The sequence below is a fragment of the Mycobacterium sp. M26 genome, from assembly GCF_001494595.1.
Taxonomy (GTDB): domain Bacteria; phylum Actinomycetota; class Actinomycetes; order Mycobacteriales; family Mycobacteriaceae; genus Mycobacterium.
Map to the genome: position 1 here is coordinate 2,182,812 of NZ_LN929908.1, position 22,151 is coordinate 2,204,962.

The 22,151-nt window shown below is 67.7% G+C and carries 29 protein-coding genes; 15 read left to right on the plus strand and 14 right to left on the minus strand.

All coding sequences use genetic code 11. The features are described 5' to 3' along the window. The first annotated feature begins 8 nt into the window (after positions 1–8). Positions 9–1,253, plus strand: a complete 1,245-nt coding sequence (locus BN3385_RS19670; protein ID WP_059019216.1) for an acyl-CoA dehydrogenase family protein — start codon at positions 9–11, stop codon at positions 1,251–1,253. A 9-nt stretch (positions 1,254–1,262) separates the two neighbouring features. On the opposite strand, the gene BN3385_RS19675 is transcribed toward BN3385_RS19670, so the two are convergent. Continuing rightward, positions 1,263–1,763, minus strand: a complete 501-nt coding sequence (locus tag BN3385_RS19675) for a nuclear transport factor 2 family protein (RefSeq protein WP_059019218.1) — start codon at positions 1,761–1,763, stop codon at positions 1,263–1,265. 34 nt (positions 1,764–1,797) lie between these two features. Continuing rightward, a complete protein-coding gene (locus BN3385_RS19680) occupies positions 1,798–2,253 on the minus strand; it encodes an SRPBCC family protein (protein ID WP_059019220.1) in 456 nt (151 codons plus the stop codon). 32 nt (positions 2,254–2,285) lie between these two features. On the opposite strand from BN3385_RS19680, the gene BN3385_RS19685 reads away from it, so the two are divergent. Beyond that, positions 2,286–2,660, plus strand: coding sequence for an SRPBCC family protein (locus BN3385_RS19685; protein WP_353612232.1), 375 nt, complete (start codon positions 2,286–2,288; stop codon positions 2,658–2,660). Here the strand turns inward: BN3385_RS19685 and BN3385_RS19690 are convergent. After that, a complete protein-coding gene (locus BN3385_RS19690) occupies positions 2,647–3,474 on the minus strand; it encodes a polysaccharide deacetylase family protein (RefSeq protein ID WP_059019224.1) in 828 nt (275 codons plus the stop codon). The two genes, BN3385_RS19685 and BN3385_RS19690, sit on opposite strands and share 14 nt — an antisense overlap. A 164-nt stretch (positions 3,475–3,638) precedes the next feature. Here BN3385_RS19690 and BN3385_RS19695 point away from each other — a divergent pair, with 164 nt between their 5' ends. Then, positions 3,639–4,520: a TIGR03854 family LLM class F420-dependent oxidoreductase gene (locus BN3385_RS19695; RefSeq protein ID WP_059019227.1), complete on the plus strand. Its 882-nt coding sequence runs from the start codon at positions 3,639–3,641 to the stop codon at positions 4,518–4,520. Positions 4,521–4,584: 64 nt separating this feature from the next. Further along, positions 4,585–5,595, plus strand: coding sequence for a DUF4331 family protein (locus tag BN3385_RS19700; protein WP_059019229.1), 1,011 nt, complete (start codon positions 4,585–4,587; stop codon positions 5,593–5,595). On the opposite strand, the gene BN3385_RS19705 is transcribed toward BN3385_RS19700, so the two are convergent. Both BN3385_RS19705 and BN3385_RS19710 read right to left on the minus strand, forming a co-directional pair. Continuing rightward, positions 5,592–6,542 (minus strand): endo alpha-1,4 polygalactosaminidase, encoded by a 951-nt coding sequence (locus BN3385_RS19705; RefSeq protein ID WP_502688081.1) that lies wholly within the window; start codon positions 6,540–6,542, stop codon positions 5,592–5,594. The genes BN3385_RS19700 and BN3385_RS19705 overlap by 4 nt on opposite strands. Next, the gene (locus tag BN3385_RS19710; RefSeq protein ID WP_231748769.1) at positions 6,431–6,988 is read right to left on the minus strand and encodes a chorismate mutase; all 558 of its coding nucleotides are present in this window, start codon (positions 6,986–6,988) and stop codon (positions 6,431–6,433) included. The genes BN3385_RS19705 and BN3385_RS19710 overlap by 112 nt, the downstream gene beginning before the upstream one ends. Before the next feature lie 55 nt (positions 6,989–7,043). On the opposite strand from BN3385_RS19710, the gene BN3385_RS19715 reads away from it, so the two are divergent. After that, entirely contained in the window at positions 7,044–7,811 is a 768-nt protein-coding gene (locus BN3385_RS19715; protein WP_059022185.1) for a class I SAM-dependent methyltransferase, read from the plus strand. Between the two features lie 5 nt (positions 7,812–7,816). Here BN3385_RS19715 and BN3385_RS19720 read toward each other — a convergent pair whose 3' ends face one another. Then, positions 7,817–8,878 carry a S1C family serine protease gene (locus BN3385_RS19720; protein ID WP_059019231.1) on the minus strand — a complete coding sequence of 354 codons (1,062 nt, stop codon included), beginning with the start codon at positions 8,876–8,878 and terminating at the stop codon, positions 7,817–7,819. A 153-nt stretch (positions 8,879–9,031) separates the two neighbouring features. Here BN3385_RS19720 and BN3385_RS19725 point away from each other — a divergent pair, with 153 nt between their 5' ends. The 5 genes from BN3385_RS19725 (at position 9,032) to fdxA (ending at position 11,991) form a co-directional block, all read left to right on the plus strand. Then, positions 9,032–9,238: a hypothetical protein gene (locus BN3385_RS19725; RefSeq protein ID WP_231748770.1), complete on the plus strand. Its 207-nt coding sequence runs from the start codon at positions 9,032–9,034 to the stop codon at positions 9,236–9,238. Between the two features lie 166 nt (positions 9,239–9,404). After that, a complete protein-coding gene (locus BN3385_RS19730; protein WP_059019234.1) occupies positions 9,405–10,259 on the plus strand; it encodes a cyclopropane mycolic acid synthase family methyltransferase in 855 nt (284 codons plus the stop codon). A 187-nt stretch (positions 10,260–10,446) separates the two neighbouring features. Next, complete coding sequence (locus tag BN3385_RS19735) at positions 10,447–10,950, plus strand: hypothetical protein (protein ID WP_231748771.1); 504 nt, start codon at positions 10,447–10,449, stop codon at positions 10,948–10,950. Next, positions 10,950–11,519: a lipoprotein LppJ family protein gene (locus tag BN3385_RS19740; protein WP_059019238.1), complete on the plus strand. Its 570-nt coding sequence runs from the start codon at positions 10,950–10,952 to the stop codon at positions 11,517–11,519. Before BN3385_RS19735 ends, BN3385_RS19740 begins: the two co-directional genes overlap by 1 nt. A 112-nt stretch (positions 11,520–11,631) precedes the next feature. Continuing rightward, complete coding sequence (fdxA, locus tag BN3385_RS19745; RefSeq protein WP_059019240.1) at positions 11,632–11,991, plus strand: ferredoxin; 360 nt, start codon at positions 11,632–11,634, stop codon at positions 11,989–11,991. Positions 11,992–11,997: 6 nt separating this feature from the next. Here the strand turns inward: fdxA and BN3385_RS19750 are convergent, their stop codons facing one another. Next, a complete protein-coding gene (locus BN3385_RS19750; RefSeq protein ID WP_059022188.1) occupies positions 11,998–12,363 on the minus strand; it encodes a carboxymuconolactone decarboxylase family protein in 366 nt (121 codons plus the stop codon). Between the two features lie 200 nt (positions 12,364–12,563). On the opposite strand from BN3385_RS19750, the gene BN3385_RS19755 reads away from it, so the two are divergent. Beyond that, positions 12,564–13,760, plus strand: a complete 1,197-nt coding sequence (locus BN3385_RS19755; RefSeq protein ID WP_082690751.1) for a DUF7159 family protein — start codon at positions 12,564–12,566, stop codon at positions 13,758–13,760. A gap of 149 nt (positions 13,761–13,909) precedes the next feature. Then, positions 13,910–14,665: a L,D-transpeptidase gene (locus tag BN3385_RS19760; RefSeq protein WP_059019244.1), complete on the plus strand. Its 756-nt coding sequence runs from the start codon at positions 13,910–13,912 to the stop codon at positions 14,663–14,665. On the opposite strand, the gene BN3385_RS19765 is transcribed toward BN3385_RS19760, so the two are convergent. From BN3385_RS19765 to BN3385_RS19780, 4 genes are all read right to left on the minus strand, one after another. Beyond that, on the minus strand, positions 14,662–15,312 hold the full coding sequence (locus BN3385_RS19765; protein ID WP_059019247.1) for a sterol desaturase family protein: 651 nt from the start codon (positions 15,310–15,312) through the stop codon (positions 14,662–14,664). The two genes, BN3385_RS19760 and BN3385_RS19765, sit on opposite strands and share 4 nt — an antisense overlap. A 50-nt stretch (positions 15,313–15,362) precedes the next feature. Next, positions 15,363–15,905: a YceI family protein gene (locus tag BN3385_RS19770; protein ID WP_059019249.1), complete on the minus strand. Its 543-nt coding sequence runs from the start codon at positions 15,903–15,905 to the stop codon at positions 15,363–15,365. Further along, positions 15,902–17,176, minus strand: a complete 1,275-nt coding sequence (locus BN3385_RS19775; protein WP_059019251.1) for a cytochrome P450 — start codon at positions 17,174–17,176, stop codon at positions 15,902–15,904. Before BN3385_RS19775 ends, BN3385_RS19770 begins: the two co-directional genes overlap by 4 nt. Positions 17,177–17,283: 107 nt before the next feature. Then, positions 17,284–18,066, minus strand: coding sequence for a helix-turn-helix domain-containing protein (locus tag BN3385_RS19780; RefSeq protein ID WP_156432820.1), 783 nt, complete (start codon positions 18,064–18,066; stop codon positions 17,284–17,286). A gap of 85 nt (positions 18,067–18,151) precedes the next feature. Here BN3385_RS19780 and BN3385_RS19785 point away from each other — a divergent pair, with 85 nt between their 5' ends. Continuing rightward, a complete protein-coding gene (locus BN3385_RS19785) occupies positions 18,152–18,460 on the plus strand; it encodes a hypothetical protein (protein ID WP_059019255.1) in 309 nt (102 codons plus the stop codon). Here BN3385_RS19785 and BN3385_RS19790 read toward each other — a convergent pair. Together BN3385_RS19790 and BN3385_RS19795 are read right to left on the minus strand one after the other, a co-directional pair. Further along, on the minus strand, positions 18,447–18,635 hold the full coding sequence (locus BN3385_RS19790) for a ferredoxin (protein ID WP_059019257.1): 189 nt from the start codon (positions 18,633–18,635) through the stop codon (positions 18,447–18,449). The genes BN3385_RS19785 and BN3385_RS19790 overlap by 14 nt on opposite strands. Beyond that, positions 18,632–19,906, minus strand: a complete 1,275-nt coding sequence (locus BN3385_RS19795) for a cytochrome P450 (RefSeq protein ID WP_059019259.1) — start codon at positions 19,904–19,906, stop codon at positions 18,632–18,634. The genes BN3385_RS19790 and BN3385_RS19795 overlap by 4 nt, the downstream gene beginning before the upstream one ends. A gap of 133 nt (positions 19,907–20,039) precedes the next feature. Between BN3385_RS19795 and BN3385_RS19800 the strand changes: the two genes are divergently transcribed. After that, complete coding sequence (locus tag BN3385_RS19800; RefSeq protein ID WP_059019268.1) at positions 20,040–20,621, plus strand: TetR/AcrR family transcriptional regulator; 582 nt, start codon at positions 20,040–20,042, stop codon at positions 20,619–20,621. A 54-nt stretch (positions 20,622–20,675) separates the two neighbouring features. Beyond that, a complete protein-coding gene (locus BN3385_RS19805) occupies positions 20,676–21,380 on the plus strand; it encodes an SDR family NAD(P)-dependent oxidoreductase (RefSeq protein WP_059019270.1) in 705 nt (234 codons plus the stop codon). A gap of 5 nt (positions 21,381–21,385) precedes the next feature. Here BN3385_RS19805 and BN3385_RS19810 read toward each other — a convergent pair whose 3' ends face one another. Beyond that, complete coding sequence (locus BN3385_RS19810; RefSeq protein ID WP_059019272.1) at positions 21,386–22,075, minus strand: hypothetical protein; 690 nt, start codon at positions 22,073–22,075, stop codon at positions 21,386–21,388. Positions 22,076–22,151: the final 76 nt, after the last annotated feature.

The following is a 22,151-nucleotide window of genomic DNA, read 5'->3' on the forward strand; positions in this document are numbered from 1 at the left end:
GTCACCGCATGACCGCCGTATCCGAGGCGGCGCGCCCCGTCGCGCCGCGCCCGCGTTTCACCACCGAACCCCTCGGCGGATCGCCCGCCGAGCGTCTCGACCGGCTGACTGCGGTCGTCGACGGATTGCGGGGCACCGACGCCGCCGCCGAGCGCGATCGGGTGCTGCAGTACGACGCCGTCGAGGCGATCCGCGGCACCGGCGTCCTCACGCTGCGGGTTCCGGCCCGCTATGGCGGCCCCGGCGGTTCGGTGCGCGACGTGCTCACCGCGGTCATCCGGATCGCCCGCGGGAGTTCCAATGTGGCTCAGGCACTTCGGCCGCACTTCGGCTTCGCCGAGCGACTGCTGAGCAACCGGGCCACCGAAGCCGAACGCGCCGAATGGTTTCCGCGGATCAACAGCGGCATCATCGTCGGCAACGCGATCACCGACGCCAAGGGTAGGACCCCGTCGGGCGCCGACACCACGCTGCTGGCCGACGGCGACGGTGTGCTGCGGCTCAACGGCTACAAGTTCTATTCCACCGGAACGCTGTTCGCCGATCTGATCGCGGTGTCGGCCAGCGATGACCAGGGCCGCGACCTGCAGGCGATCGTGCCGGTGGACCGCGAGGGCGTCGAATTGTTCGACGACTGGGAGGGTTTCGGCCAGCGGACCACCGCCAGCGGCGGCACCCGGTTCACCGACGTCGAGGTCCGCCCGCACGAGGTGACGACCGTCTCCGACGGTAACCACCTCGGCCACAGCACGGCCTTCCTGCAGCTGTACCTGGCGGCGGTGGCGGCCGGGATCGCCGCGGCGGTTCGCGACGACGCCGTCTGGTACGTGCAGAACAAGGCCCGTCCGGCTGCGCATTCGCTGGCCGACTCGGCCGCCGAGGATCCGTTCACCCTGCACGCGGTCGGGGAAATCTCGGCCCATGCGTCGGCCGCCCAGACCCTGGTGCTCGGTGCGGCCGATGCGATCGACGCAGTGGTGGATTCGGGCCGGGTCGATGACGCCGACGAACTGGCTCGCGTGGCGATCGTGGTCGCCGAAGCCCAGTTAATCGCTGAGCGGCTCACCCTGGATGCCGCCGAGCGGCTGTTCGACACCGGCGGCGCCTCGGCCACTGCGCGGTCGCTGAACCTCGACCGGCACTGGCGCAACGTGCGGACGGTGTCGACCCACAACCCGCTGGCCTACAAGGCCCACGCGGCGGGCAACTACGCCGTCAACGGGGTGTGGCCGCCGGCCAACGGCTACTTCTGAGAGCCGCGGCTAGGACTCCCAGCCCATCTTGCGGGCGAAGGTGATCGCCTCGTCGGAGGCGGTGCCGAGTTCTTTGCAGCGCTGGATGTAGCCGCGGACCATCGGGGTGAAGTTCATCGGGTTGTAGGCGTCTTCCTCGTAGCTCCACAACCCGTCGCCGGCGTACTTGAGCACCGAGAGGTTGGGCTCCTCGTGGATGCTGCCGTCGCCGGGATCGCGCATCCGGTTCTGGAATTCGCAGATCACCCAGCCCTTCTCCTCGTCGATCGAATGCCAGGTCGACGGGTAGAACGGCATCTCGCTGCCGGGGAAGGTGCTCATGGTCTTCACGATCCAGGCCCGGATCTGCTCGCGGCCGTGCATCTTGCCGTACATGTGCTCGACGTAGGTGGCGTCCTCGGTGAACTGATCGGCGAACCGTGCCCAGTTCCATGTCTCACCGATGCCGACGACCACCTGCTTGTGCGCGATGAACGCGGACTCCAACTCGTTGCGTGACCACTGACCCATGCAGCGGTTCTACCAAACGAACTCGGGGCCCGACCTAGGTTTCCTCGACAACTGCCTTGATCCGCTCCAGCGTCTTGCGCATGTCGCGGACGTTGCGCCGGCCGCGCAGATACCCGGCGAACAACCAGAACACCCGCATCACCGGTGAACTGTTGAGGCGGAACGACTCGGTGACATCGGTGCCGTCACCGCTGGGCTCCAGCTTGTAGTGCCAGTTGTTCAGGGCGCGGTCACCGGCGAGCACCGCGAACCCGAACTCGCGGCCCGGCTCGCATGCGGTGACCCGGCAGGTGGTCCAGTAGACCGGGCCGATCTCGTTGCGGCGCACATGGCCGCGGAACTTCGCGCCCAGGGCCGGTCCGGTGGCGCCGTCGAGCCATTCGGCCTCGAACACCTCCGGCGAGAATCGCCCGGTGTTGCGGACATCGGCGATCAGATCCCAGATCTTGTCGGCCGGTGCGGCCATGTGCACGGTCACGGAGCCATCCATGGCGCGATCTTATGCGGCGTAGCGTCGATCGCGTGGGCATCGACCGCTACATCGACGCGCCGGCCGCCGCGGTGTGGCAGATCCTCGTCGACCTCGACACCTGGCCGCAGTGGGGTCCGTCGGTGGCGTCGGCCGCCCTCGACGACGGGACCCGGCAGCTCTCAGCGGGTGCCACCGGCCGGGTCAGGACGGCAGTCGGAGTCGAATTGCCGTTCCGGATCACCGAATTCGAGCCGGGTCGGCACTGGGCGTGGGCGGTGGCGGGAGTGGGAGCCACGACGCACACCGTCACCGAAGACGGCGACGGCTGCCGGGTGAGCTTCGGGGCGCCCTGGTGGGCCACGCCGTATCTTGCGGTGTGCGGGATCGCGCTGGCCCGCATCGAACGGCTGGCTAGGCCGAGGTGACGTACGGGATCTCCGGCTGCAGAAAGACGTCGTTGAGCGTGACGGTGCGCAGGTTGCGTGACCGGATGATGTCCACCAGCGCCGGATAGACGTGCGTGACCGGCAGATGGTTGAGATGCCCGATGACGATGTTCTGCTGGATGAAGTACTGGTCGGCCATCTTGACGATGTAGTCCTCGGTCACCGGGACCGAGTCGGCGAGCGAGCCTGCCCACATGGTCGGCACCCGGTAGCCCATGTCGGCGGCGATCCCGTCGACCACGTCGTTGTGGTTGCCGTACGGCGGGCGGAAGTACGGGGTGGCGTCCGCGCCGTAGGTGTTGCGCAGGAACTGGTCGTTGCGCCGCAGCTGGTCCTTGATGTCGTCGGCGCTCAGGGTGGTCAGATCGGGATGCGACCAGGTGTGGTTGCCGAGCTGGATCTGGCCGGAGTCCACCAGCGGACGCAGCAGTGCGGCATTGTCCCGCCACGAGTCGTACACCCCGTTGACGAAGAAGGTCAGCCGGATACCGGTGTCCTTGGCCAGCTGGGTGTAGGCCCGCACCACTTCGGAGTTCACCCCGTCATCGACGGTCAGCGCCAGCAGATCCCCGTCGCCGGGCAGCTTGGCCAGCTCGCCACCGCCGGGAAGCGCGACCCGCGCGGTGACGGGAGGAGGCGGCAGTAACGGTGCCGAGCCGATCGGCGGGGGTGGCGGCGCCTGGGCGGCGGCCTGCGACCCGCTTCCGGAGATGCCAATCGTGCGGGATGCTCCCACCAGGGCTGCCGAGGCCAGCAGGCCGACGACGAACTGGCGTCGGGTTACCTCAGGCACTAGTCCCACCCGTCACACCAGTCACATGCTCAGGGTACGGGCGGGGGGCGGTGAAACCGTGCAGCCACGCGCCTGTGTCGCCTGCGGATCGACTGTGCAATCTGGGCGTCGAGTGTGCACACTCGAACGCCGTGCGTCGGGCGGCACCGGCTAGCGTGGGTGGCGTGAAGATCCGGTTCGGAGTGAGCCTGGGCACCGGGACACCCGTGGAGGCCCTGCCACGGCTGATCGACCGGCTGGAGACCGCCGGCGTCGACTCGCTGTGGTTCTCCGAACTGGTCTACACCGACGCCGTTGACCCTTTTGCCGGAATGGGTTTCGCACTCGGCCGCACCACCCGGCTCAAGGTCGGCACCTCGGTGGCCGTGCTGCCGGGCCGCCACCCGGTGCTGGTAGCCAAACAGCTTGCGTCGCTGGCCGCCCTCGGACCCAAACGGGTGCTGCCGGCGTTCGGGCTGCGGCCCGCGTCGGCCGCCGAACGCACCCTCTTCCCAGTGCCCGATGGGCAGCGGGCCGCGGTGTTCGACGAGGCGCTCGAGCTCATGCGGGCACTGCTGTCCGGCGACGACGTCACCTTCTCGGGACGGTTCTTCCAGGTCGAGGGGGCGACACTGGGTACCCGCCCCTCGACGCCGGTGGATATCTGGCTGGGCGGCTCGGCACCGGCGGCCTTCCGGCGCATCGGCCGGTTCGCCGACGGCTGGCTGGGCAGCTTCCTGACTCCCGCCGAGGCCGGTGCCGCACGGGTCAGCATCGACCGGGAAGCCGCCGCCGCGGGCCGCGAGATCGAGCCGGACCACTTCGGCCTGAGCTTGGCGGTCGGTGACGGCGACCTGCCGGAGCAGGTGATCACGGCGGTCCGGGCCCGCAGGCCCGACGCCGACCCGGCCGATCTGCTGGCCGCCGACTGGCCGCAATTACACCGGCAACTCGACGGATTGATCGCCGCGGGTCTGACCAAGTTCGTCATCCGGCCACTGGGCGCGACACCCGCCGAAGAATTCATCGACCGTTTCGTCGAAGAGCTGTTGCCGCGCCAGAACTGATCGGGCACAGTGCCGATAACGCGGTAGGTTGGAGCACACCGAAACAGCCGACTAGGAGTCGTCGATGTCGAACCATTTCACCGGTCTGAGCCTGGGTCCGCCGCTGGGTGATCAACGGCTGGATCTGTGCGACCTGTATGCCTTTCCGTCGCCGGCCAATCCGGACAACACGGTGCTGATCCTCAATGCCAACCCGAATGCCGATGCGCTGCACCCGGATGCGATCTACCGGCTGGCGATCGACAACGACGGCGACCTGCGCAACGACATCGCGTTCAGCTTCGTCTTCTCCGAGCCCCAGGACGGCGCACAGACCGTCGATGTGTACCTGGCCTCCGGTGAGGAAGCGGAATCACCACAGGCGGTGGGGGAGAAGATCTTCTCCGGCGTCGAGGTGTCGTTCGGGCCGACGCCCAATGTGGTGCAGTCCGACAGCATCACGTTCTTCGCCGGGGCCCGAAGCGACGCGTTCTTCTTCGACTTCGACGGGATCAAGAACCTTTTCGACATCACCGGTGGGCGCAACTTCACCGCACCCCACCTGGGCGGCACATCGCCGTGGACCGGGGTGGACTCCAACACCGAGGCCAATGTGTTCTCGATCGCGATCGAACTGCCGACCGCCGCACTGGGTGCCGATCCTGACATCCGGATCTGGGGCCGCTGCAGCCTGTGGCGCGACGGTGAACTGGTGCACGTCGACCGGGCCGGTCATCCGTCAGTGAGCAGTTTCTTCAACACCGACGAGACCAAGGAGGAGTACAACGCCAGCGAGCCGGTCCACGATCGGGAGCGCTGGATCGGACAGTTCATCCACCTGATGGGGCACACCGGCGACTACAGCCGGGACGAGGCCATCGCGGCGATCGACGCCGAAGGCACGCTGCCCGACATGCTCACCTACAACCCGTCCAAGCCGGCGAAATACCCGAACGGCCGGGTGTTCACCGATGACGTCATCGACTACCGGCTGGCGTTCCTGACCAAGGGTGACTGCCCGCCGACGGGGCTGTCACCGCACACCGACACCCTCGACGTCTTCCCCTACCTGGGGCATCCGCACCCGACGGGCTAGCCGCCGGTTGACGGGCACCATTGGGCGAGGTAGCCGGGTGCTCCCTTCGGCACCAGAGCGCGGTCGCGGCGTAGCACCGAAATCCGCGGCGCCTCCTCGGCACATGCCGCGCTGAAGTCGGCGAACGGCTGATCGCCGTATTCGATCTCGATGACGTGGGGACCGTAAACGTCGGTGTACGAGTCGCATTCGCGGTAATGCTGACACTCTTCGGCGACGGCGAAATCGAAGCCTGCGTCGCGAGCGCGCTGGCCGAGTTCGGCAGTGTTCTTCTGGGCCACCGCCAGTCCGTTCTGATGAGCTCGGGCCACCAGGGTCGTAGCCAGCGCCAGGTTGTCCTCCGGTGACAGCAGTCCCTCGGAGCGGGAGTACGAATCCAGGTTGTCGAGTTCGACTGCGCGAAAACCGGCGCGCCCGCACTCGTCGATCCAGTTGTTCACCACCTGAGCGATCGCCAACCGGCGGGTGGCTGTCGAGGTATCCAGCAATGCCTCGTCCCAGTCGTGGTCGACCACCTGTCGACCGTCGCGATCGCGCAGCGTCAGCTCCTGCCCGTCGATCGTCCAGTTGGCAGTCTCGCCGGGTTGAGCCTGGAACGCGTTGAGGTAGCACACGTTGTACAGGCCGGCCGCAGGTCCGGCGGTCCGGTCGCGGACGACAACCTCGACTCCGGGATCAGGTGGGTAGGCTCCGCCGAGCTGGTAGTCGACACGCACCCCGACGGGCGGCGTCTGCACGGCTGGCGCGGCTGAGGTCGTCGGCGTGGAGGTACACGCTGACAGCAGAACGACCGCGAGTGATGCCAGACTTGCCCCGCGTCGCACAGCCGTCGCCGCTAGCCGCCGCAGTAGGACCGGGTGGCCACGTCGAGGGCCGCGCGGTAGAGGTCGTCGAAGCTGCGTTCCGCCGCGACGGTGGCCTTGGCGTCGGCGAGCTCGGCCGCACACTGCGGGGACTGCAGCACCGGCCACTGCACCGCGATCTGGTCGACCATGCGGCGGTTGAGGCCGTCGATCACCGACCGCGATGCCGACAGGTCGGGAGCCACCGCCGGCGCGGTGGCCGGATCGAACTTCCAGCCGGCGAAGCGGCTGTACTGAATCCCTTCGGTGGCGTTGATCTGGTCGGTAAACACCTTCTTGACGTAATCGGTTGACACACCGTCCTTTTCGGCTTCGACGGACACCTGGTCGAGAACCTGGCCGACCCGGGCCGGATCGGTGATCGGCCCGCCACTGAGCCACTTCGAGGCCGCCACCGGATCGGCCGTCTGCAGCCGCTGGGCGGCCGCGTCGATCAGGTCGTAGAGCGGGTCGCCCGGATCCGCGGACGCCGGAGCGGCCACCGGCGCTGCGAGCACCGCCATCGTCACCATTGCCAGCCGAATTCTCATGGTCTCTATAGTGCACGCCGTTGCCGAGGCAATGGCGGTGGCGTTAACTGTGTCGGTGGCGAACTGGAGCGGCGAGGACTATCAGCGGGTCAGTGCCCTGCAACGGACGGTCGCCAGCGAGACGCTGGCCGAACTCGTCCTCAACGGTGCCGAGTCGGTGCTCGATGTCGGCTGTGGCGACGGATTTCTCACCCGCCAGATCGCCGCGAACCTGCCCGACGGCCTGATCGTCGGGATGGACGCCTCGCCGTTGATGGTTGCCGCCGCCCATCGCGCCGAGTCTTCGCACGGGGCAACGTATTTCGTGCGCGCCGATGCCCGCCGGCTGCCGTTCGGGCGGCAGTTCGACATGGTGGTCTCCTTCAATGCGCTGCACTGGGTTCCGCAACTGGACGAGGCGCTGGCCGGGATCGCGGCAGTGCTGCGCCCCGGCGGCCGAAGTGTGATCCAGATGGTGTGTGCCACGGCGCGCCCCAGCATCGAGTCCACCGCCATGCAGGTGGCGGCCGACCCGAGGTGGGCGGCCTACTTCGACGGATTCACCGCGCCGTTCCGGCATATCGACCCCGCCGTGTTCGCCGACCTGGCCAACGGGTGCGGGCTGCGCGTGTCGGCACTGACCGTGCGTGACCGGGAGTGGGACTTCGGGTCACGGGAGCAGTTCACCGCGTGGTGCTCGGTGGGCAGCACCGCATGGAGCGACCGGATCCCACCCGAACAGCGCAGCGCCTTCGTCGACGACCTGGTGGCCGCCTACGAGCCGGTGACCGGGCGGCCCGGGCTGTTCCGCTTCATGCAGATGCGCGCCGAACTGCTTGCCTGAGACGGTCAGCCGACCGGGCCGCGGGCCAGCACGATCGGTGCACTGCGCGGTGCGCCGGTGCGATCGATCCAGGTCAGGGTGACGGTGTCGCCCGGGCGGTGGCTGTCCATCACGTCGGACAGGTTGGACGCCGAGTTGATCGGCACACCGTCCACCGCGGTGATCACATCACCGCTCATCAGACCGGCGCCGCGGGCCGGGGTGTCGGGAAGCACCTGGCGGACCACCGCCCCGCCGGCTCCGTTGGCGTCGGCGATACCGACCCCGATGAACGCGGTGTCACCGAGATGGATGCCGGGCGCCGGGGCGCCGCTGCGGATCTGGTTGGCTACGCCGAGGGCCCGGTCGATCGGGATCGCGAAACCCTCGCCACCGCGGACCCCGCCCATTCGGTAGGTCAAGGTGGCGGCCACGTTGACACCGACCACCTGGCCGGCACTGTTGACCAGTGGCCCGCCCGAGTCGCCGGGCCGGACATCGGCGGCGACCCTAATCAGATCAGTGAGTTCCCTTGCGCCACCGCCAGATTCGTCAGAGGCGCGCACCGAGGCGCCGATCTCGGTGACGGATCCGGGGGCGAAGCTCGGTGCGCCGCCCGCACCACCGGCGTTGCCGATCGCGGCGATCGGATCGCCGACGGCCACCGATGACGAGGTGCCCAGCGCGGCCACCGGCAGGTCGCTGGCGCCGCGCAGCCGCACCAGGGCGATGTCGTTGGTGCGGTCATAGCCGATGACGTCGACGGGGTAGGTGCGCCCGTTGGCCAGGCTGGTAGCGGTGATCTCGGTGGCGCCTTCGATGACGTGGTTGTTGGTGAGCACTTCGCCGTTGGGGTCGAGCACGATGCCGGTGCCCGCGCCCACCGCACCCTGGTAATCCAGCGTGGTGTTGATGTCCACCAGACCCGGGGTGACCTGGCCCATGACGGCGGACTGATCCAGCGGAGCCTGCGGCTCCGGGACGGGCGTGGCGTGGGCCGGGGCTGCCAGCAGCCCCGGGACCAGCACGAGCGCGGCCAGCACCGCCGAAAGGCGGCGACCGCGACGAAGTGGATGCTGTGCGTCCATCTCTCAACTCTGCCTGAAAAGTGACGCGCGTGGCAGCACGGCGCTCCGATCGTTGCTGGCTGAATTGGTCGTGTTTTGTGGGTCACACATTCGGGCAATCCAGTACCGCGCCATGACACGGCGTGTTCCACCAGGGCAGAACGGATGGCGAATGTGAACAGCTCGCACGGCTCCGAACCAAGTGACGAGGCGAAGGCTAAGGCCAAGGAGATGGCCAGGGCGTACGAGGATCGCCCGACCGCCGTGCTGCCGGGATCGGACAACACGATCACCGGCACCGCGGTCAACGACTGGCTGGACGACGACGGTAATCCAATTTACGGACGCGACAACGCGATCGAGAACCCTCGAGAAAGCTGACAAACCTCTGACAACCCCTTTGCTCGACTGGGGCCGGGCTACCAGGTCCCGTAAAGTCAGCCCGGTACGACACGAGGGGAGTGCGGCCGGTCTCGCGGGGGTGGGTCGGTACGAGACGCAAGAACAGGACAGACCATTGTCGAATACGCCCGCAAACATCACCCATATGGAGCCGCACTTCGACGACGTGCAGCACCACTATGACCTGTCCGATGATTTCTATCGGCTGTTCCTGGACAGGACCCAGACCTACAGCTGTGCCTACTTCGAGCGCGACGACATGACGCTCGAGCAGGCCCAGATCGCCAAGATCGATCTGGCACTCGGCAAGCTGGGGCTGCAACCGGGGATGACCCTGCTGGACGTGGGATGCGGCTGGGGCGCCACCATGATGCGCGCCGTCGAGAAGTACGACGTCAACGTCATCGGCCTGACGCTGAGCAAGAACCAGGCCCTGCACGTACAGCAACTCTTCGACGATTCCGAGAGCCCCCGTTCCAAGCAGGTGCTGCTGGAAGGCTGGGAACAGTTCCACGAGCCCGTCGACCGCATCGTGTCCATCGGGGCCTTCGAGCATTTCGGCTACGACCGCTATACCGCGTTCTTCAACCGGGCGTTCAATCTGCTTCCCGATGACGGAATCATGTTGTTGCACACCATTGTTCAGGGCGCTACCGACGAGTTCGGCCAGCGCAACCTGCCTATCACGATGCGGCACCTGAAGTTCTTCAAGTTCATCATGGACGAGATCTTCCCGGGCGGGCGGCTGCCCAGCGTCGGGCTCGTCAAGGAGCACGCGGACCTGGCCGGCTTCGAAGTCGCCCGGGTGCACCCGTTGCGACTGCACTACGCCCGGACGCTGGAGATCTGGGCCGCTGCGCTGGAGGCGAACGAAGAAGAGGCGGTCGCGCTGCAGTCTCGCGAGGTCTACGACCGCTACATGAAGTACCTGACCGGTTGCGCCGAGCTGTTCCGCGACGGTTACACCGATATCTGCCAGTTCACCCTGGCCAAGGGCTGAAGTGGTCGCAGCGAGCCCTTGGCCTCCCCCCGGGTGAACCCATCGGGTACATCGCCAGCGCATCCCCCTGGTGCGCCGTAACGCGATGTCGTCTCCGACGCTATAAGGGCCGACGGTGTCCCGTCGCGGGCCGAAGGGCCGAAGCTGCAGGGCCGTTGGTCCCCAACCCGGTGCTAGCATGCGCCGCATGACGCGCGTGTTGGCTGTGGCGGGGGCGGTGTCGGCCCTGGCGTTCGCGGCCGCACCGGCCAGTGCCGACAGCACCCGGTACATGTTGCCCAGCTGCTATGACCCCAGCCAGCCGGTTGCCGAGCGACCGCAGCAGGTGGTCTACGGCTGCGACGCGACCAACGTCATGGAGAACATGACGTGGACGTCCTGGGGAGCCGACGGGGCCCGCGGCACCGGCACCGACAATGCCGTGCAATGCCAACCGAACTGCGCCCAAGGACCGCACCTGATCAACCCGATCGTGGTGCACGCGTGGAACCCGGTGCCCGCCGATAAGCCCGGCTGTCCGGACAACGTGCTGTTCTACTCCGACATCACCGTCGCCTACCCGGCCGGTGTGCCGCCCTGGGTGATCCCGGGGACGACGTGGAGTTCCGATGTCGAGTACACCTACGTCGACGGTATGCCCGCCGTGCACTTCTCCGACCAGCACCCGTACAGCTGCACGCCGTTGAGCTGATGTCCGCGTCGAGCACCCTCCGCTCCAGGCCCGTCGTGCTCCTGATCGCGGCGGCGCTGACGATGTCGCTGGTGCTCGGCGTGACTTACCTTCTGCTGCACACCTTTCGGGAATCCCGGGGCGCTGCGGTGGAGCCGGTCGCCCATCCGCTGACCGACGACCAGTCCCGGGCGCAGGTGCTCGGGCCGGCCCGCGACATCGTTACCGCCGGCCGGCTGACCGGTGTGTCGGGGACCTACCTTCTGATGTCGTGCCAGAACGCCGACGATCCGCCCTACCAGGGTGCGGTCTACCTCAACTTCGACGTACCGGGAGTGATGGGGACGCCGAAGTTCTTCGCGGCGATCGCCGGCGCGATGCGGGCCAGGGGCTGGCAGGAGGCACTGCCGCCCAACCGTCACCCCGGTGGTCACGCCCTGACGCGGGACGGCGTGACGATCCTCTACTTCCGCAACGACGACACCTCGACCCGCGGCACCATGCAGATCTACGGCGAATGCCGCAACGTCACCGACCACCGGTTGGACACCACCGGCTGGGCCGATATCACCGCCGAACTCCGCCCATAGCTGCTGACCAGCCACAACGTCTTCGGTCCCGGAAAATTGGGGTCTTTGGTCCCCGGCGTGCCGGGCCTTCTATCCGTGTCTGGTACGACGAGTTACAGATAGGCTGCCAGTCATGACCTACGTGATCACCAGTGCGTGCGTGGACGTCAAGCACAAGGCATGCATGCAGGAATGCCCGGTCGACTGCATCTACGAGGGCGACCGGACGATGTACATCAACCCCGAGGAGTGCGTCGAGTGCGGCGCGTGCAAGATCCTCTGCGAGGTTGACGCGATCTACTTCGAGTCCGATCTGCCCGACGAGGAGAAGAGGTTCCTCGCCGACAACGCGGCGTTCTTCAACGAGATCCTGCCTGGGCGGGATGCTCCGATCGGAAGCCCCGGCAGCGCAAGCGATTTCGGGCCGACCGGGGTCGACACCCCGATGGTGGCGGCGCTCCCGCGCACCGAGCACACCACCGCGGGCGTCTGATCGGGCTCAGGTCGCCTTCGGTTCGGCGGCATCGGCGAATTCGCTGAACGCCTGGTAGGCCCGGGCTCCGTACACGGTGCCCGGGCCGCCGTGCATCATGATCGCGACACCGATGGCCTCGGCCGCCTGCTCGCGGGTGGCGCCGGCCCGCACGGCCGCGCGGGCGTGCGAGGCGATGCAGCCGTCGCAACCGTGCACCACGCCGATCGCCATCGCCATCAATTCCTTGACGTGGGGCTCGAGCGCCCCGGCCGCCATCGCGGCACCGCTCATATCGTTGAACGCGCGATAGACGTCGGGGATCATCTGCCGCAAGGCGCGATGCTGGGGGCGCAGTTCGTCGAGGACCTGGTGGTAGTGGCCGTGTTCCATGCCGATCATCCTATACCCCTGCAGGTATTCGAACTGCGGTTTCCGTAAGGCAATCGAGCCCTGTTTGTGACCGTCCCGCGGCCATTCGCCGGTATAGGCCGCTGCGGGTAGGCTCCACGGAGGTCGACCCGGCCGCACGTGATGCGGCCCGCGTGTCCGACGCTCTGGAGTATCGCAGCCCGGCACGAGAGGAGTGCTTCTTGGACACCGTCCTGGGTCTGTCGATGACACCGACCACCGTGGGGCTGGTTCTGGTCGAAGGCGACGGAGTGGACGGGGCCACCAAGAACCATGACGCATTCGAGGTACGCCGCGGCGGTTATAGCCCGGTGACCACCTCGGAGTTCGTGGCCGAGGCACTCTCCCGCACCCAGGCCATCGCCGGCGGACAGCGGCTGCAGTCGATCGGTGTGACCTGGAGTGACGACGCCGCCGTCGAAGCCTCGCTGCTGCTGGACTCGCTGGCCGACTCCGGCTTCCACAATGTCGTCCCGATCCGGCTGCCGGAGGCCACCGAGGCCTTCGCCCGCGGGATCGGCCAGGTCATCGACTCTCAGGTGACCGCGGTCTGCGTCGTCGAACCCGAGGCCGTGGTGGCCCTCGTCGTCGACACCGTCACCGACACGACCAACAGTGTGGTGAGCTACGAACTCCAGACCGAGCAGGACCTGATCGGCTGGCTGGCCGACGTGCTCGCCCACGACGGGTGGCAGGCGGACAGCCTGGTGCTGCTGGGATCCGGGGAAGAACTCGACCAGATCGCCCGGGAACTCGAACAGGTGCTGGGCATCCCGGTGTTCGCCCCGGCCGAGGCGGAACTGGCGCTGGCCCGCGGTGCTGCGCTGGCGTCGGTGAACAGCGTCGGGCTGCTCGATGACCCCCTCTTCGTGCTTCCGGAGCCGCCGCAGCGCCGCCGCCCGCTGGCCCAGAGCGCGCCGGTGGCGATGCTCGTCGGCGGGGTGCTGACTTTTGTGGTGTCGGCCTCGGTGGCCGTCGGCCTGGCGGTGCTCCCCGAAGGTGATGCCCCGCGCGCCGCCGAGCCTGTCGTGACCACCGCGGAAACCCCGGCGGTCAAGCCGGTCAACGCGCCGGTGGCCCCGCCGCCCGTGCTGGCGCCGCCGCCCGCACCCGAGCAGGCCCCGCTTCCCGCACCCGCGCCAGAGGTGGCCCCTGAGCCCGCCACCGAAGTGGCGATCACCGAGGACCCGGCCGCCGCGGTGCCTGCCGAGGTGCCCGCCGACGTGCCCGCCGCGCCGCCGGTGGCCGATCCGGTCGAGGCGGCAGCCCCGCCGCCGGTGGTCACCCAGCCGACCGTCCCGCCGGTGCCCACCGAGAAGCCGTCACTGCGCACGCGCATCCTGGAGCGCCTGTCCGGCCTGCGCGACGGTAACGGGTAACACCTCGCGCCGTTTCGCTGATACATCAGCGTGGTACCTGTGCAGCATTCGCATGTCGCCGTTATGGCACGTACCGCGCGCGTTCCCGGTCCGAACTGCGGCCAGGAACTAGACTGTGACTTTGCTGATCTCCACGAGGACGGGAGCTAATGGTCAAGGCAGTACGACGTGCACTTGCCGCCGTGGGTATCGCGGCGCTGGCCCTGACAATGTCGGCCCCCGCGAGCAACGCCTCGGTGGCCCCGTCCTTCGGCGGGGCGACGGTGGCCTCGGTTCAGCCCATCAACGGCCAGACCGTCGGCGTGGCGCATCCGATCATCGTGACGTTCACCGGACCGGTGACCGATCGGGCGGCGGCCGAACGTTCGATCACCGTGACCGCACCGGCCCAGCTGTCCGGCCGCTATGAGTGGCTGCAGGACAATGTCGTTCAGTTCGTGCCCGACCAGTACTGGCCGGCCCACTCCCAGATCACCATGATGGCCGGCGGCATCCCGCGCAGCTTCGGCACCGGAGCCGCCGTCCTGGGCGTCGCCGACATCTCGGCACACACCTTCACGGTCAGCATCGACGGCCAGGTGGTCCGGCAGATGCCGGCCTCGATGGGCAAGCCCAAGCACCCGACTCCCGTTGGCTCGTTCGCCGTGCTGGAGAAGCAGAGCTCGGTGGTGATGGACTCGCGCACCATCGGTATCCCGCTGAGCGATCCGGAGGGCTACAAGCTCACCGTCGCCGACGCCGTGCGCATCACCTGGGGCGGGGTCTACGTGCACTCCGCACCGTGGTCGGTCGGATCGCAGGGCTACGCCAACGTCAGCCACGGCTGCATCAACCTGAGCCCGGATAACGCCGCCTGGTACTACGACCAGGTCAACATCGGCGACCCGGTGGTCATCAACGCCTAGGGGCGCACGTCGGCCGCGGCGTGCAGATTCTTGGCCGTCGGCGAGGTCGGCACACTCGCCGGATCGGGGTAGGTCCGCAGTACCCGGTCAGCGGTGCCCGGCGTGGTGACGCCGAACCAGTAGTGCTCGTTCTTGAAGTGATGCAGCCGGTGATCGCGCCAGATGGCCCGGTAGACAACGCCTTTGGGCTTGTAATCGGTGTGGATCAGGTAGTGGCACCACTCGTAGATCAGGCCGAAGGTCAGGATCGTCACCAGGAAGGTCAGTCCCATCGCGGTCCTGGGGAACGCCAGCAGCGCGATCAGCAGGGCCGAGACGAGCGCGCCGATCAGCGACTGCAACGGGATGAATACCAGGGGGATGTCGCGCGGGGCGATGTGATGCTCGCGGTGCTTGCGGGCCAGCATCGGGTCCACCACCAGCCTGCCGACCCGGCGCGGACGCCAGTGCAGGACGAACACGTGGATCAGCCATTCGAAGAACGGGAACGCCGCCGCCGTCAGCACCGGAACCAGGGCGTCGCTGGGCCGCCAGTCGCCGACGGCGATCCGGGCGACCACCGCGGCGGTCAGGGCGCCGCCGAGAATCCACGGGGTCCGGTGGCGCAGGAACTCGCGCGCCGCATCGGCCAGGGTCATACCGCGCATGGCTCCAGCATGTCGGGTGGACCCCGATTGGTCAAGTGGTCAGACCAGTTCTATTTCGGGTGTCGCGCGGTGAAGCGCAGGGTCACCTCGTCGGCCACCTTCATCGTGCCCATCAGCAGGGAATACGGCTTGACCCCGAAGGCGGACTGGACCACGCCCACCTCGGCCGACATCACCCACACTCCGCCGGAGTCGGTCACCACCAGGTCGACGGTCTGCGGGGCGGTGGTGCCGTGGATCTGCACCTCACCGGTCATCCGGTAACCGGCCTTGGTCTTGGTGATACTGCCGGCCTCGAACCGGATCTGCGGATACTTCTTGGCGTCCAAGGACTTCAGCGCATTCGTGCGCACCACGACCTTCTCCGGCCCGGTCAGCGGGGTGACGCCACCTTCGCCCTTGAGAACCTGCAACGAATCCACATCGACCACGAGCGCGGCCGCCACCGGCTTGCCGGCCCGCCAGTCCACCGTCGCCTGCCAGGACGCCATCGCGATGGTCAGGCGGTGGCCCATCTTCGCCGCAGGCCCGCCGACACCGGTCAGGATCTGCAGTTCGCCATCAGCTGCGGTCAGTGTCCAGGAATCGGTCACGCCCCGACTGTATCGCCGAGCGCGGCAGGGGTCTTGCCCGCACCGGTGTAGTCGACCTGCCAGTGCTTGATGCCGTTGAGCCAGCCTGAGCGCAGCCGTTCGGGTTTGGCCAGCGGTGTCAGGTCGGGCATATGGTCGGCGATCGCGTTGAACATCAGATCGATCGTCATCCGGGCCAGGTTGGCGCCGATGCAGTAGTGCGCCCCGGTGCCGCCGAACCCGACGTGCGGATTGGGATCGCGGAAGATGTTGAACGAGAACGGATCCTCGAACACCTCCTCGTCGAAGTTGGCCGAGCGGTAGAACATCACCACCCGCTGGCCCTTCTTGATCGACACCCCGCTCAACTCGGTGTCCTTCAGCGCGGTGCGCTGGAACGACGTCACCGGGGTGGCCCACCGGACGATCTCGTCGACCGCGGTGACCGGGCGGTGCTGCTTGTAGAGCTCCCACTGCTCGGGGAAGTCGGTGAACGCCGTCATCCCGTGGGTGATCGAGTTGCGGGTGGTCTCGTTACCGGCCACCGCCAGCAGGATCACGAAGAACCCGAACTCGTCGTCGGAGAGCTTGTGTCCCTCGACGTCGGCCTGGACCAGCTTGGTCACCAGATCGTCGCGCGGATTGGCCGTCCGGTCGGCGGCCATCTGCATGCCGTACATGATCAGCTCGCCGGCCGCGCCCTGCGGATCATTGCGGGCGAACTCCGGATCGGCTTCGCCGACCATCTGATTGGACCAGTCGAACAGCTTCTTGCGTTCGTCCTGCGGTACGCCCATCAGGTCGGCGATCGCCTGCAGCGGTAGCTCGCACGACACCTGCTCGACGAAGTCGCCGGATCCCTCCGCGGCGGCGGCCTTCACGATGGCCTCGGCACGCCGGGCCAGGTCCGCCCGCAGCGTCTCGATGGCCCGCGGGGTGAACGCGCGCGAGATGATCTTGCGCAGATGGGTGTGATGCGGGGCGTCCATGTTCAGCAGGACGAACTGGCCGGTGTCCTTGTGCGACACCGCGGCGTTGTCGGGGTAGCGGGGCAGTGCGGTGTTCTCCAGGCTGGAGAACACATCGCTGCGCCGGGAGATCTCCTTGACGTCCTTGAGCTTGGTGACGACCCAGTACCCGTCGTCGTCGAAACCGCCTACCCCGGGCGGCTGCTCGTTCCACCAGATCGGCGCGACCCGGCGCAGCTCGGCGAGCTCCTCGACGGGCAGCCGTTCGTTGTTCAGATCGGGGTCAGTGAAGTCGAAACCAGGGGGCAGGTTCGGACTTGGCATAAACAGCGCACCTCCACACGAAGTCATCTAGTGCCCGATGATCCATGCCTACACCACGTGCGGAGGCCTCGTTGGCACGTTGGGAAAACTCACAACTGAAACGTGTTCTAAGGCGAGGTCGCGGCGGCCCGTAGCGCCTGCGCCGTGGATTCGTCGGCGGGCAGGAACGCCTCGATGCCGAGTTCGGCGGCGGTCAGATCCAGCGCGGTGCCGAACGTGCTGACCAGGCTGAGGAACCGCAGCAGGATCCCGTCGGTCCGGTAGAGCTCCAACGGCACCGCCACATCGCCGAGGCCGGCCGGATCGTCGTCACCGCCGGGATAAGCCTCGAGTTCGGCCAGCAGTTCGCGAGTTGCAGCCGTGCCGGCGACCGCGGCTTCCCGGCGCAGGCGACCGATCACATGATGTCGCCACTGGGCGAGATTGCGGATCCGCGGTGCCAGGCCGTCCGGGTGCAGGGCGATCCGCAGCGCATTCGGTCGCTCCAGCAGCTGTGGCGCGACACCCTCGAGGAGCACCGCGGTCCCGGTATTCACCTGCAGCACATCCCAATTGCGGTCCACCACCAGGCAGGGATAGGGGTCGTAGGCGGCCAGGACCCGGTCGATGCCGGTGCGGACCGCGGCCATCGCCGGGTCGTCGAGCGGGCGTTCGGGGTAGGCCGGTGCCAGCCCCGCGGCGATCAGCAGCTGGTTCTGGTCCCGCGGCGGGACGGCCAGCGCCTCGGCCAGCCGCAACACCATCGTCCGGCTGGGAGCCGACCGGCCGGTCTCCACGAAGCTGACGTGGCGGGCCGAGACATCGGCCTGCAGGGCCAGATCGAGCTGGCTGAATCGCCGCTTGTGCCGCCAATCCTTCAGCAGCTCACCGAACACCGGATGACGGCTCATCGGTCCAGCATGGCCCAGCGTCGGCGGCCAGGCCATTACCTGTCAGGTAATTGCGGGCATTACCTGGTGGGTAGACCGTGGAGACATGACGCGCACACAGCAGACCCGGCCCGTCCCGCGGTGGCTAGGGCTGGTCATGAAGGCCGATCGGGCCGGCTCATCGTGGTACGTCGGTACCGGTTTCTTCTTCGCGCCGGTGCTGGCGGTGGTCGCGCCGTGGCCGGCGGTGACGACTGCGATCTGGGTGGCCGTCGCGCTGGCCGGGTTGTGGCTGGGCCTGCTCGGGATCGCGATGGCCACCGGCCTGGCGATGGTGCTGCGGTCGAATACCGAGATCCCCGAGGACTATTGGCGCTCGATCGTCGACTACCCGGCCACCCCTAGCTCACGATGATGGCGTTCTCCGGGCAGGCCTGTGCGGCTTCCCGGACACTGTCGGCGAGGTCGTCGGGCACCTCGTCGACGATCACCTCGGCGTAGCCGTCGTCAGTGAGAACGAAGACCTGCGGACAGATCGTGGTGCACACACCGTGGCCGCGGCAGCGGCCGTCATCGACATCGGCTTTCATGGCAGGTCGAACTCCAGGTGCAACTCGGTGAGCCCACGCAGGATATAGGTGGGCACGTACTTGTAGCTGCGGGCACCGGCCGGGCCGTGGTGCGCCTCGCTGATGCGGATGTCGGTGGTGCGGTCGAGCAGTCGCTCGAGGGCGACCCGGGCCTCGGCGCGGGCCAGTGGCGCACCGGGGCAGGTGTGCACACCGCGGCCGAACGCGATGTGCTGGCGCGCGTTGGATCGGTTGGCGTCGAACGTGTTCGGATCGGTGAACCGGCGCGGGTCGCGGTTGGCCGCACCGTTGACGACCATCAGGGTGGACCCCGACGGTACGTCCACGCCGCCGAGCGTCACCGCCTCCTTGGACAACCGGAAGTCGCCCTTGACCGGGCTCTCGAAGCGCAGCGCCTCCTCGATGAAGTTGCCCACCTTGGACCGGTCGGCGCGCAGCATCTGCTGGATGTCGGGCCGGTCGCCGAGGATCTGCAGTGCGGCGCTGAGCAGCCGCACCGTGGTCTCCTGGCCGGCGGTGTAGAGGTTGGCGGCGACTTTGGCCACGTCACTGGGGTCCGGCACCGAGCCGTCCGGAAAGGTCGCCGCCGCCATCTCGGACAGCACGTCACCGCTGGGGTTGGCGCGGCGGTTGACGATGTAGGCGCTGAACTTGTCGTAGAGGTATTCCAGCGGGGACTTGGCCAGGGATTCGCCCTTGACGCTGCCGATTCCACCACCGTGGTGGTCACCCTGCTGCATCTCGGCCAGGAACTCGTCGCGGTCGGCATCCGGGACGCCGAGCAGGTCGGCGATCACCATCAGGGTGAACGGCTGGCCGAAACCGGCAATGAACTCGCCGCCGCCACCCACCAGATAGTCGTCGAGGGCCCGGTCCACCATGGTCCACATGGCGTCCTCGTTCTCCTTGAGGCGCTTGGGGGTGATCAGCCGCATCAGCAAGGCCCGGTGGTCGGTGTGGACCGGCGGGTCGAGCGTGGGCAGCTGATCGTTGAAGGGCAGTTCGTCGCGGTGTGCGGCAATGAGTTCGGCGACATCGTCGCGACCCTCGACCGGCACCGGGAAGCCGGGGAAGGGCCCGGTGACCGAGATGCACGACGAGAACCGGTCGGCGTCGCCGGCCACCTCGCTGGCTTCCTCCCAGCCCGTCACCATCCAGACGCCGTGATGCGGTTCGCGAGCGACCGGGCACTGTGCCTGCAGTGCTTCCAGATACGGGTACGGATCGGCGACCACGTCGCGGTCCATGAAGAAGTCCACGTTGTCGGTCATCGAGATCCCTCCAGATCGAGTGTTTGCCCATACGATCGGCAAGGGCGATGCTAGCCGATCGTATGGTAGATTACTAGCCGATCGTAAAGGTGATTGCTTGTCGATCGGCAAGCAGACAGGGAGGTGTCGACCGATGAGTGCCACGACTCTGGCCAGCGCACCGCAGACCGACACCAGGGCCCGGCTGATCGATGCCGCCATCGCACTGTTCATCCGGCACAGCTTCGCCGGCACCTCGCTGCAGATGATCGCCGACGAGCTGGGGATCACGAAAGCCGCTATCTACCACCATTTTCGGACCCGTGAGCAACTGCTGACCGCTGTTCTGGAACCGATCTTCGCCAGCCTCACCGAGATCGTCGACGACGCCGAGAAGCACCGCGGCACCCATGCCAGGGCCGAGCGGATGCTCACCGGCTACGCCCGGGTCGCGGTCGACAATCCGCTGCTCGTGGCGGTGCTGGCCAACGATCCCGGCGTGCACAGTGTGGTGAAGTCCAACCCGGTGTGGACCGACATGATCGCGCGTCAACTCGCACTGTTCGCCGACCTCGACCCGGGTCCGGAGGGGTTGATGCGGGCCCGCTTCACCTATGCCGGTCTGGCCGGGTCGGCCGATCCCCGGCTGGCCGCCGATCGGGACTGGCTGCACCAGCAGTTGGTCGAGGCCGGCAGGCGCACCCTGGGCCTGCGTGCCCCGCGCCGAAACAGATAGTCCAGCAAGAGAATTCGCGAACTCAGCGGCTCGTCCGCCGGAAGGGAGAACAACGTGTCCAAAACAGCGGTGGTGACCGGCGGTGGTTCGGGAATCGGGGCGGCGGTGGCCGACCGGTTGCGCGCCGACGGTTACCACGTCGCCGTCATCGACCTCAACCCGTCGGAGCACGACTTCTCCTACGTCGCCGACGTCACCGACCGCGCCCAGCTTGATACCGCACTCGATGAGATCCGCGGGGCGCTGGGGCCGGTGACGATTCTGGTCAACGCTGCCGGCAAGGACAGCTTCCGCCGCTTCACCGACATCAGCTTCGAGGAGTGGAAGAAGATCATCGACATCAACCTGCACGGGGTGTTCCACACCATCCAGGCCGTGCTGCCCGACATGCTCGAGGCCGGCTGGGGCCGCATCGTCAACATCTCGTCGTCGAGCACCCACTCCGGAGTGCCCTACATGTCCGCCTATGTCGCGGCCAAGTCCGGCGTCAACGGGCTGACGAAAAGCCTTGCGCTGGAATACGGCCCGGCCGGCATCACGGTCAACGCCGTCCCCCCGGGCTTCATCGACACGCCGATGCTGCGCAGTGCGGAGGCCCGCGGCAACCTCGGTGACGTGCAGGCCAACATCGAGGCCACCCCGGTTCGGCGGATCGGCAAGCCGGAGGACATCGCGGCGGCGTGCGCGTTCTTCATCTCCGAGGAGGCCGGCTACATCACCGGTCAGATTCTCGGTGTCAACGGCGGGCGCAATACCTAGCCGCTCTAGTTGCCGGACTTCGTCGTCGTCGCGGTGACCGTGACGGTGGTGGTGCTGACCGTGGTGGTCGCGGCTGCTGAGCTGCTGGCTGAGGTCGTCGTGCTCTCACCGGAGAATCCGGGCTGCTGGAACTCGATCCACGAATCGCGGTAGATCACGCTGTCGCCCTCGGAGACCAGGAAGACCGTGGGGGAGATGGAGTAGGTGACGCCGTCGTTATCGGCGACGATGGTGCCGTCGGAGCCCCGGCTGGCCGCGACCTGGATACCGGCGTCATCGCGCAGCCGCAGGCCGCGGTACTCCAGCTTGCCGTCGGGGTCCACACAGACCACCGCCAGCGAGCGTTCGGTGCGGCCGTAGGCCACCACGGTCTGGCTGTCGTCGCAGCGGGCCTTGGTGTTGGCGTAACCCTTGCTGTCCGGCTTGTAGGTCGGCGCCGCCGACCCCGAGGTGGTGGTGGTGCTCGTGGCCGAGGTGGTGGCTGTCGCGGACGTGGAGGCCGTGGTGGAAGCCGTGGTCGACGTAGTGGACGGCGCCGCCTGGGCGGCGGGCAGGGTGTCGGGGGAGCCGGCGGTGATGGTCACCCCGACCACCAGGCCCACCGCGGCCAGCACGGCTGCAGCGCCGGTGGCCGCCCACAGCCTGCCGCCGGACGGGGTGGGCGCGTCGTGATCGTGCGGGTCGTGGACCGACATGGGTTCCCTCCGGCGGCGACGGGTGATGTCTCTAAGCGAACCACCACGGAGCCGGTTTTCGGCGCTGCCCAGGCGG

Bases quoted from the DNA above. Each gene is read 5' to 3' on its own strand.
- BN3385_RS19670 (WP_059019216.1), top strand. From the start codon at position 9: ATGACCGCCGTATCCGAGGCGGCGCGCCCCGTCGCGCCGCGCCCGCGT.
- BN3385_RS19675 (WP_059019218.1), bottom strand. From the start codon at position 1,763: ATGGGTCAGTGGTCACGCAACGAGTTGGAGTCCGCGTTCATCGCGCAC.
- BN3385_RS19680 (WP_059019220.1), bottom strand. From the start codon at position 2,253: ATGGATGGCTCCGTGACCGTGCACATGGCCGCACCGGCCGACAAGATC.
- BN3385_RS19700 (WP_059019229.1), top strand. From the start codon at position 4,585: ATGTCGAACCATTTCACCGGTCTGAGCCTGGGTCCGCCGCTGGGTGAT.
- BN3385_RS19710 (WP_231748769.1), bottom strand. From the start codon at position 6,988: ATGAGAATTCGGCTGGCAATGGTGACGATGGCGGTGCTCGCAGCGCCG.
- BN3385_RS19720 (WP_059019231.1), bottom strand. From the start codon at position 8,878: ATGGACGCACAGCATCCACTTCGTCGCGGTCGCCGCCTTTCGGCGGTG.
- BN3385_RS19730 (WP_059019234.1), top strand. From the start codon at position 9,405: ATGGAGCCGCACTTCGACGACGTGCAGCACCACTATGACCTGTCCGAT.
- BN3385_RS19735 (WP_231748771.1), top strand. From the start codon at position 10,447: ATGACGCGCGTGTTGGCTGTGGCGGGGGCGGTGTCGGCCCTGGCGTTC.
- BN3385_RS19740 (WP_059019238.1), top strand. From the start codon at position 10,950: ATGTCCGCGTCGAGCACCCTCCGCTCCAGGCCCGTCGTGCTCCTGATC.
- fdxA (WP_059019240.1), top strand. From the start codon at position 11,632: ATGACCTACGTGATCACCAGTGCGTGCGTGGACGTCAAGCACAAGGCA.
- BN3385_RS19750 (WP_059022188.1), bottom strand. From the start codon at position 12,363: ATGGAACACGGCCACTACCACCAGGTCCTCGACGAACTGCGCCCCCAG.
- BN3385_RS19760 (WP_059019244.1), top strand. From the start codon at position 13,910: ATGGTCAAGGCAGTACGACGTGCACTTGCCGCCGTGGGTATCGCGGCG.
- BN3385_RS19765 (WP_059019247.1), bottom strand. From the start codon at position 15,312: ATGCGCGGTATGACCCTGGCCGATGCGGCGCGCGAGTTCCTGCGCCAC.
- BN3385_RS19775 (WP_059019251.1), bottom strand. From the start codon at position 17,176: ATGCCAAGTCCGAACCTGCCCCCTGGTTTCGACTTCACTGACCCCGAT.
- BN3385_RS19780 (WP_156432820.1), bottom strand. From the start codon at position 18,066: ATGAGCCGTCATCCGGTGTTCGGTGAGCTGCTGAAGGATTGGCGGCAC.
- BN3385_RS19785 (WP_059019255.1), top strand. From the start codon at position 18,152: ATGACGCGCACACAGCAGACCCGGCCCGTCCCGCGGTGGCTAGGGCTG.
- BN3385_RS19790 (WP_059019257.1), bottom strand. From the start codon at position 18,635: ATGAAAGCCGATGTCGATGACGGCCGCTGCCGCGGCCACGGTGTGTGC.
- BN3385_RS19795 (WP_059019259.1), bottom strand. From the start codon at position 19,906: ATGACCGACAACGTGGACTTCTTCATGGACCGCGACGTGGTCGCCGAT.
- BN3385_RS19800 (WP_059019268.1), top strand. From the start codon at position 20,040: ATGAGTGCCACGACTCTGGCCAGCGCACCGCAGACCGACACCAGGGCC.
- BN3385_RS19810 (WP_059019272.1), bottom strand. From the start codon at position 22,075: ATGTCGGTCCACGACCCGCACGATCACGACGCGCCCACCCCGTCCGGC.